We start from the raw sequence: 8,410 nt of genomic DNA on the forward strand, positions 1-8,410 counted from the left end.
GAGCCGGCGCGGTTTGGCGTCGATGGCGTCGAGCACGTACAGCTCGCAAGGATGGTTGGCCGTGGCGCCGATGAACGCGACGGCGCCGGTGCGCGAGACGCTCATGCTGGTCGTGTTGCTGCTCGCGGTGACGCTCAGGCCGTTGTTGGCTTCCACCTCGCCGAGATCGAGCAGGGTGGCCTTGCCCGACAGCGGTTGCTTCCACAGCACCGTGTGCGTGCCCAGCGCGCCGGCGATCATCAGCGTCCGGCCGTCGGGCATCCAGCGATAGTCGTGGATATGACGCGCCAGCGCCGCTGTCGCGTCGTAGGTTGTGCCGTCCACGCTGGCATACACGGCATCGCCATTGTTCTGGTCGCCGCCGCGCGGGCGCGAAAACGCATAGGCGTCGCCTGTCGGTGCAAAGGCGACATCACCCGCGCCCTCGGCAGAAACCAGGACTTGCCTGTCGCCGCTGGCCAGGTCCACCGCCGCAACGACGGAATGAAACGACGAAGCCCAGTGCATGTCCGGAAATTCCGTGAAGGCGATGCGCGTGCCGTCGCGACTCCAGACGGGCGTGGTCGCTCCGCCATGATCGGTGCCGAGGCTGGCGGTACCACGGGTCAACTGCGTGGCTTTCCCGCCCGCGACCGGTGCCACCCACAGCTGCCAGGGCGCTACCTCCTCGTCCAACAGGAAATGACCGCGGGTGACGCGAAATACCTTGTTGTGCGCCTTGATGGCTGCCGCGTTGGGCGACGGATCCTGCGCAATGAAGGCGAAGCTGCGCCCGTCAGGACTCCAGGCGTAGTCATCCACGCCCTGGCTATGGGCGGTCGCCCGCGCCGCCGCGCCGCCGCTGGCCGACATCACGAAGATCTGGGTTTTCCCGCTGTGCGGATCTTTCGCGAGAAACGCCAGCCGCTTGCCGTCGGGTGACCAGTGCGGCGACGACAGGTTTTCGCGGTTTGCGACGAGCGCACGGCGCGTGCCATTCGCCGCGTTGACCAGGTCGATTTCTTTTCGGGCCTTGTCCGTCTTCCAGTCCGGCGTGGACACCATCACGGCGATCTCTTTCCCATCCGGGGAGATCTGCGGATCGCCAAGCGTCACGATCTTTTGCACGTCCTCCAACTGGAAGGCGCGCGCCGTCGCTCCCAACGGACAAGCCAGCAGGCACGCGGCCCAGAGAACGGACAGGCGCACTGCTTTCATGAGCGACCGCCAGCGAAGATGCCCCGCAAGGCATCTCGCTTGAACCCAACGTCACTCACTATGGCTGCCACCGAGCTTCATGCGCGCTTCCAGGAAGAAGGCGCGGCCGACCGGGTTGTTCCAGGGAATGTAGTAATACGGGTAGCTGGTCCAGGTGGGATCGCGCCGCGGCTTGGCGTCGAACAGGTTGTCGATGGCCAGCGACAGGTTGAACGTCTTGGTGATGTCGTAGCTGAAGGTCGCGTTGTAGTTGAAGGTCGGGGCGAGGCGAGTGGTGCCGTCGTAGTTGGGTATGCCGCTCAGGCGCGACCCGAAGAGCGTGGTGGTGAAGTCGCGGTAGGTCCACGTCACCGAGTAGTTGGCCTTGGTGCGTGGAATCAGGTAGTAGTAGATGTCGGTCATCTCGTTGTCGACCGGCGTATCGGGCGACAACTGCGTGGTGTGCTTGATCACGTAGGTCGCACCAAGATGAAAATCGAACCTGCCGATGCTTCGCGTGGTCAGCCCGTAATGCGTGTCGAAGTCGACGCCCGAGGTACGATCGGAAGCGGCGTTGATCGGTAGCACCAGTACCGAGGTGATGCCTTCCGGGTTGTAACCGGCGGTCGGCGAATTGCGCACAACCTGACTCTCGACCTGCTGGCAGAACGACGAATTGCCATCCACCGGTGCGCCGTTGGCGTCCACGCCGAGACGGCAGTCGGCCTCTTCGCGCAGCACCTTGTCGCTGTCCTGGTATTCGACCTCGTTGTTCACCCGGATGTTGTAGTAGTCGGCGGTGAAGTCCAGGTTCGGCATCGGCGAGTACACGAAACCGTAGGTGAAGGACTTGCTGGTTTCATCCTTCAGGTTCGTGCTGCCGTGGCTGCGTCCGTTGAAATCGACGCTGCCGTTGCTGCAGTTGTCGTAGTAGTCCGGACCGCTATCCGCTTCATCGCGGCGGCACAGGTAGTAGTCGGTGCCGCTCGAACTGGAGCCGCTGTCGCCGGCGTAGAGATAAGAAAGATCTGGCGCGCGGAAACCCGTGCCGAGCGAGCCGCGCAGCAACAGGGTGGTGAAGGGGCGGTATTCGAAGCCGAACGAGTAGGTGCCTTTGCCCGACGAATTTGCGCCGTACTCGTATCGGTCGTAGCGGCCCGCGGCGGTGACCAGGAGCTGTGAAAACACCGGCACGCTGAACTCGACGCCAAGCCCGGAGTGATCGCGCGAACCGACCGCAACGGCGTTGTGCAGGCCGTAATAGCTGCCATCGAGCGAGAGCGGATCGGGCTTCAGTCCGAAATACTGATTGCCGTACTCGGCCACACCGGCGAAACCGACCGCACCGGCCGGCAGGTGGAACAGTTCGGTATTGCTGAGGGTGACCGACCAGTCCTCGGCGCGGCTGTTGTCGTTGTCGATCGAATCCTGGGTGATGGAGCGGAACTGCGGCACCGTAAGCGGCGTGTAGAGGCGACTAACCGGCGCGTTGTAGATCTGGTAGCCGCTGTCGGGATCGACGCCCAGCGACGGCCCGAGGTACAAGGCCTGCGCCTTGGCCGCGACCAGGGCCGGCCATTTGCTCTTGAGCTGGTTTTGCGAATGGCCGAACGAGGCCTCGTAATTCCACTGCTCGTCCTGGCCGAAGTTGCCCTTGATGCCGGCGGTCAACGACAGCGTGTTGTTGATGTTGCGGATCTCACCCGGTCTCAGGCCGCCGTTTTCTTCGAGCGTGAAGTAGTTGCGTTCCCACTGTTCGACCTGGCCGGTGGCCTGGTTGTAGAACGGCGTGGGCGTGCAATCGCCGTTGAGCTTCTCGCAGTTCACCCACTTCAGTGACGTGTTGTAGCTGTCCTGGTGGGACGTGCCGGCCAGCACATCCAGGAACAGGTCGGTGTGGTCGGTCATGTGATAGCTGGCCGAACCGAAGAAGTTGGCGGATTTGCGCCCGTTCTCCAGCGTGCCGTAGCCGACGTCCTTGTAGGTTCCGCAGTAGTAGCCGGGGCCGCCTTCGTTGTCGGGTGCATAGCCGGAGCGCGATGCGTAGAAGACCGAGCCCTGATCCAGATGCGATAACCCGTCACAGGTCGCCTTGCCCGGATCGAGGTAGTTCCCGTTGATGTCCTGGCGCACGAAGGTGTGGCCCGCCACGATATCGGAACGGTCACTGGGGCTGTCCAGGCGCGAGTCGGTGAAGCTGCGCTGGTAATCCCATATCGGCTTGGCCTCGTACAGCTCCACGCCGAACACCGAATCGAACTTTCCCTTCGAATAGCCGCTGCTGATCTGCAGCCGCTGCGAGCTGCCGCCACCGTGCTGCGTGTCGCCGATGTGGTAGTCGATGGTGGTGCCGTCGGCCTTCTTTTTCAGGATGAAGTTGATCACGCCCGACATGGCGTCGGAGCCGTAGATGGCCGACGCACTGCCGCTGAGGATTTCCACGCGTTCGATCAGCGAGGTCGGCAGGTTGGAGATGTCGGTGAAGTTGCTGTTGCCGTCGTAGGCCTGCGGATAGTCGGCAATGCGCCGGCCATTGACCAGCACCAGCGTGTGGTTGGGACCGAGTCCGCGCAGGTCGACCGCCTGCGCGCCGGGCGAGAAACCGTCCGTGCTCTGGTTGTTGTCGAGCGCGCCGAGGTTCTGGGTGAGCGACGACATCAGGTCGGAGACGTTGGCGAAGCCGTTCCTGGTGATGTCCTGGGCGGTGATCGTGGTGATCGGCGCGGGACCTTCGATCTGCGCGCGTGGAATGCGTGAGCCCGTGACGGTGACCGCTTCCAGGTTCTGGGCGATGGGCGCGTCGGGTGGCGGTGTCTTGGTGGTGCGCGGTGGTGGCGGTGGCGACGCGGCCGTCTCCTTGACGATGACCAGGGCGCCGGAGGCTTCCCGATGCGCCGTGTAACCGGTGCCCTGCAACAGGCGGGTCAGCGCGGCCTGTGGTGCCAGGTCGCCATGCACGCCATGCGTGGACAGGCCTTGCAACTGGTCGGCGCGATAGAGGAACTGGGCGCCCGACTGCTTGGCCAGGGCATCGAGCCCGTCGACAAGATTGCCGGCCGGAATGTCGATGTGCGCAGCGGTTTCCTGTGCATGGGCCAGCAGCGACAACGAACTGGCCAACACGAACAACGTGGTGCGTAGTGCGGTCATGGTCTCCCCCGAGACGTTCTGGTGACGTCGTACACACCGTCATGACGAACGAAACGGGAAAACCCCGCACTCGCTCGGCAAGTTTTTATTCCGAAACGCGCCTAGCGCGCGTGCAGCAGCACCCGGTCGCCGCGCTGCTCGGCCCGCACCGGGAAGCCGGCCACCAACAGGTGCACGAAGGCGTCGGTGTTCGACCAGCGGAAATTCCCGCCCAGCGGAATGCCCGCGATGGCCGGATCGGCAACGATGATCTTGCGGGCGCTGTAGCGGTTCATTTCGCTCACGGCAGCGGCCAGCGGCGTGTTGTGGAAGCTCACGTAGCCGCCGCGCCAGTCGAGGTATTGCTCGGCCTGTGCCAGCGACACGGTGCGAACCAGCATGCCGTTGCCGTCGATCTGGGCCACGCTGCCCGCCGGCAGCAGGGTGGAAGAGGTGCCACTGCCGTCGGCGCCCGCCGGCTCCAGCCGTACGACGCCCTCGGTCACCACCACGCGCAGCAGATCGCCGTCACGGCGCACGGAGAAGCGCGTGCCCACGGCAACTACCTGCCGTTTGCCGGCCTCCACCACGAACGGCTTGTGCGGGTCCTTGGCCACGGTGAAGTAGGCCTCGCCGTGGATCAGGTCGATATGCCGCTCGCGCCGCGACCAGGCGACCTGGATCTGGCTGTCGCTGCTCAGCGTGGCGTGCGAACCATCCACCAGCGCGACTTCGCTCAATTGCCCAAGGGCGGTGACGTAGCTGGCGGGAGGCTCGCTGCCGGCCTGGTACCAGACCGCCGTGGCGGCGACCGCCAGCACCAATGCCGCAGCCAACGCGCCCAGCCACCGCCAGGCAAACGCGTGGCGTCGACGGGCTGGCGTGACGACAGGGACGTCCTCGGGCGCTGCCGGTTGCGTCCAGCGTCCACGCGCGGGCACGCGGTCGGCCGCGAGGCCGGCGCCCAGCGCCTGCAGCCGGCCAGCCTCGCGCCACGCGGCATCCAGGCGCAGGAACGCCACGCGATGCGCGATGGATTCGGCCATCCACGCATCGAGCGCAGCCTGCTCCACGGCGCCCCAGTCGCCGGCGTCGCGGCGGGCGAGCCAGCTCGCCGCGGCTAGTTCAATCTGTCTGCTGCTGGCCATGGGGTGCGGCGCTCAACATGGATTCGGTCCGTGCGGGGACACGGGTGGTGAAACGTTCGCCGTAGAAATGATCGGCCAGCAGTCGGATGCCCTTGGCCACCTGTTTCTCCACGGTCTTCTCGGTAATCTGCAACTGCGCCGCCACGGCTTTCTGCGGCAGCTCCTGCACCTTTCTCAACCACACCACCTCGCGGCAGCGAGCCGGCAATCCGTCAAATGCCTCGGCGAGGCGCTTGAGGATCTGCCGCCCGTCCAGGCGCCGTTCGGGCGAAAGCTCGTCGATAAGGACGTTCAGCGCGTCCAAATCCCCCACGGCGTCGATCGCCACCACGCGACTGCGGCGCAGCCGGTCGGTCACCAAATGGCGTGCAGTGGTGAACAGGAAGGCCTTGGGCTGCAGCGGGCGGCCACGACCGGCGGCTTCGTAGACACGTATGTAGACTTCCTGGCGCAGGTCGTGGATATCGTCGCGATGCATCCAGCTGCGCCGCAGCAGCCGCATCAACGCCGCTTCGTGCACGAGGATCTCGCGGGTGAACCAGGCGTCCAGGGTGTCGTCCATGCGCCGGAACATAGCGGGATTTTTCCGACGTGCCTATTGGCCAAATTCGTCTTGCGCAGTCATGGGGGAAGTGGCGCGCAGATTCGTCTTCGTGAGGATCGGGGCTGGCCACCAGGGGATGCCGGGGCCGGCAAGTCGTCGCCCAGCCGCAGGAATCGCCATGCTTCTTCGCTGTACTACGCGTCACTTCGCTCGCGCCTGTCTGGCGCTGTTCGTCTTCGCCGGTTGCCTGTCGTTCGCCCACGCCGGGATCGCTGCGAAAGGACCGGGCTACGCTTACTACGCCATCGGCAACGTAACGACGCCCACGCCTGCGAAAGTGGAAGCGGGCGCCATGCTGATGGGCGGTGGCGACTGGGTCGACAAGGCATTTACGTGGCTATCGGCACACGCCGGCCATGGACACATCGTGATCCTGCGCGCGTCCGGCGCCGAAGATCTGCAGGAAGAATGGTTTCGCCGCATCGGCGGCGTGGCTTCCGTGCAGACCATCGTGTTCAGCGCGCGCGAAGCCTCGAACAATCCGGACGTGCTGGCCGTCGTGCAGCACGCCGACGGCATCTTCCTCGCCGGCGGCGACCAGGCGAACTACGTGCGCTACTGGAAGGGCACGGCCATGCAGGAAGCGCTCAACGCGCACGTGCGTGCCGGCAAGCCCATCGGCGGCAGCAGCGCCGGACTCGCCGTGCTGGGCGCGCATGTCTACGGTGCCATGGACGGAGGCAGTCTTGTCTCGAAGGAAGCGATGGCCGATCCGCTCGGCAAGCCGGTGACTTTGGTCGAGGATTTCCTGCACCTGCCGTTCCTCGAACACGTGCTCACCGACACGCATTTTTCCGCACGCGAGCGCCTTGGTCGCCTGATCGCCCTGCTGGCGCGCGAGCGTGTGGAAGGCGACCCCAACACCATCGGCATCGGCGTGGACGAGCGCACCTCGCTGTGCATCGATGGCGACGGCAAGGGTCGCGTGTTCACTACCCGCAACGGCTTCGCGTGGTTGGTGCAGCCCGCCGGCGCGCCGCAGCAGGCAGAGGCCGGAAAACCTCTGGCCTATCGCGACTTGCGCATCACCGGTGTCGGCCCGCAGAGCGGCATCGACCTGCGCACCTTGAAGGTCGACAAGCCTGCATTCAAGGCGATTGCCACGGTGGAGAAGGGCGAACTCACGCTGCTCGGCGAACAGACCGTGGTGCTTGCCATCCACGGTGGCGCCGGCGTCGAGCGCGCCAGCATGACGCCCGAAAGCGAGACCAAGGCACGCGCCGCGATGGAGCTGGCCTTGCGGCACGGCTACGAGCAGCTGAAGCAGGGCCGCAGCGCCAAGGACGCCGTCACCGCGGCCATCACCGTGCTGGAGGACGACCCGCTGTTCAATGCCGGGCGTGGTGCCGTGTTCACGCATGACGGCCGCAATGAACTCGATGCATCGCTGATGGACGGCGCCACGCTGGCGGCGGGCGCCGTGGCGGGCGTGCACAAGGTGAAGAATCCCATCCTGCTGGCGCGCGCGGTGATGGAGCATTCCCAGCACGTGATGCTCGCGGGCGATGGTGCGGAGCAGTTCGCGGCGGAGCAGGGCGTGTCGCTGGTCGATCCTTCGTACTTCCGCACGGAGCGTCGCTGGCAGGAACTGCAGCGTGCGCTGCAGGAAGAAAACCACCAGGCCCAGGCGACCCGCGAAGCGATCAAGCACTTCGGCACCGTGGGCGCGGTCGCACGCGACAGCCAGGGGCGCCTCGCAGCGGGCACGTCCACTGGCGGCATGACCAACAAGCGCTATGGACGCGTGGGCGATTCGCCCGTCATCGGTGCCGGTACTTATGCCGATGTCGATTGCGCGGTGTCGGGCACGGGCTGGGGCGAGTACTACCTGCGAGTCAGCGCCGCGCGCGAAATCTGCCTGCGCATGGGGCGCCTGGGCGAGTCGGCCACGCAGGCGGGAAGAGCAGTGATCGAAGACGAAATTCCCGGCATGGGCGGCGACGGCGGTGCCATCGTGCTGGGTGCCAATGGCGAGGTAGCGCTGCCTTTCAATACCGAAGGCATGTATCGCGGATGGATTGGCGCCGACGGCGTTCCGCACGTGGCCATCTACGCGACGGACGCACTCACGCTTCCAACGGCAAGTCGCTAGCCGGACGCGGCCGGGCGGGCGAAGGGTGCATAATGTCGCATTGACCGCGCCACGGAGCCGATCGCCCATGCCAGGCAAGCAGCACGAAGTGAACTTCCGTTTCCTCGCCCAGCCCACCGACGTCAATTTCGGCGGCAAGGTCCACGGCGGAATGGTCATGAAATGGATCGACCAGGCCGGCTACGCCTGTGCGGTCGGCTGGAGCGGCAAGTATTGCGTCACCGTCGCAGTCGGCGGCATTCGCTTCGTCCAGCCGATCCT

At 65.4% G+C, this 8,410-nt stretch carries 6 protein-coding genes and 1 pseudogene; 3 read left to right on the forward strand and 4 right to left on the reverse strand.

Going from position 1 to position 8,410, the window contains the following annotated elements:
* The 4 genes from VFG49_RS02075 to VFG49_RS02090 form a co-directional block, all read right to left on the reverse strand.
* Positions 1 to 1,197, reverse strand: a 1,197-nt coding sequence (locus VFG49_RS02075) for a hypothetical protein (protein WP_324857842.1), incomplete at its 3' end; no start/stop codon positions are given.
* Positions 1,198 to 1,248: 51 nt separating this feature from the next.
* On the reverse strand, positions 1,249 to 4,326 hold the full coding sequence (locus VFG49_RS02080; protein ID WP_324857843.1) for a TonB-dependent receptor: 3,078 nt from the start codon (positions 4,324 to 4,326) through the stop codon (positions 1,249 to 1,251).
* A gap of 101 nt (positions 4,327 to 4,427) precedes the next feature.
* Positions 4,428 to 5,453: a FecR family protein gene (locus VFG49_RS02085; protein ID WP_324857844.1), complete on the reverse strand. Its 1,026-nt coding sequence runs from the start codon at positions 5,451 to 5,453 to the stop codon at positions 4,428 to 4,430.
* The gene (locus VFG49_RS02090; protein ID WP_324857845.1) at positions 5,431 to 6,015 is read right to left on the reverse strand and encodes a sigma-70 family RNA polymerase sigma factor; all 585 of its coding nucleotides are present in this window, start codon (positions 6,013 to 6,015) and stop codon (positions 5,431 to 5,433) included. Before VFG49_RS02090 ends, VFG49_RS02085 begins: the two co-directional genes overlap by 23 nt.
* A gap of 340 nt (positions 6,016 to 6,355) precedes the next feature.
* Between VFG49_RS02090 and VFG49_RS02095 the strand changes: the two are divergent.
* From VFG49_RS02095 to VFG49_RS02105, 3 genes and pseudogenes are all read left to right on the forward strand, one after another.
* Positions 6,356 to 6,961, forward strand: a pseudogene (locus VFG49_RS02095) (cyanophycinase); the annotation flags it as partial.
* Positions 6,962 to 7,153: 192 nt separating this feature from the next.
* Positions 7,154 to 8,149, forward strand: coding sequence for an isoaspartyl peptidase/L-asparaginase (locus VFG49_RS02100; RefSeq protein ID WP_324857847.1), 996 nt, complete (start codon positions 7,154 to 7,156; stop codon positions 8,147 to 8,149).
* A 67-nt stretch (positions 8,150 to 8,216) separates the two neighbouring features.
* Positions 8,217 to 8,410: acyl-CoA thioesterase (locus tag VFG49_RS02105; protein ID WP_324857846.1), on the forward strand; the 194-nt coding region annotated here is incomplete at its 3' end.

This window comes from Dyella sp. (assembly GCF_035685885.1).
Classification (GTDB): Bacteria; Pseudomonadota; Gammaproteobacteria; order Xanthomonadales; family Rhodanobacteraceae; genus Dyella.

What these genes read in the sequence shown, in the direction of transcription:
- VFG49_RS02090 (WP_324857845.1), bottom strand. Translation starts at nt 6,015, where the DNA reads ATGGACGACACCCTGGACGCCTGGTTCACCCGCGAGATCCTCGTGCAC.
- VFG49_RS02085 (WP_324857844.1), bottom strand. Translation starts at nt 5,453, where the DNA reads ATGGCCAGCAGCAGACAGATTGAACTAGCCGCGGCGAGCTGGCTCGCC.
- VFG49_RS02080 (WP_324857843.1), bottom strand. Translation starts at nt 4,326, where the DNA reads ATGACCGCACTACGCACCACGTTGTTCGTGTTGGCCAGTTCGTTGTCG.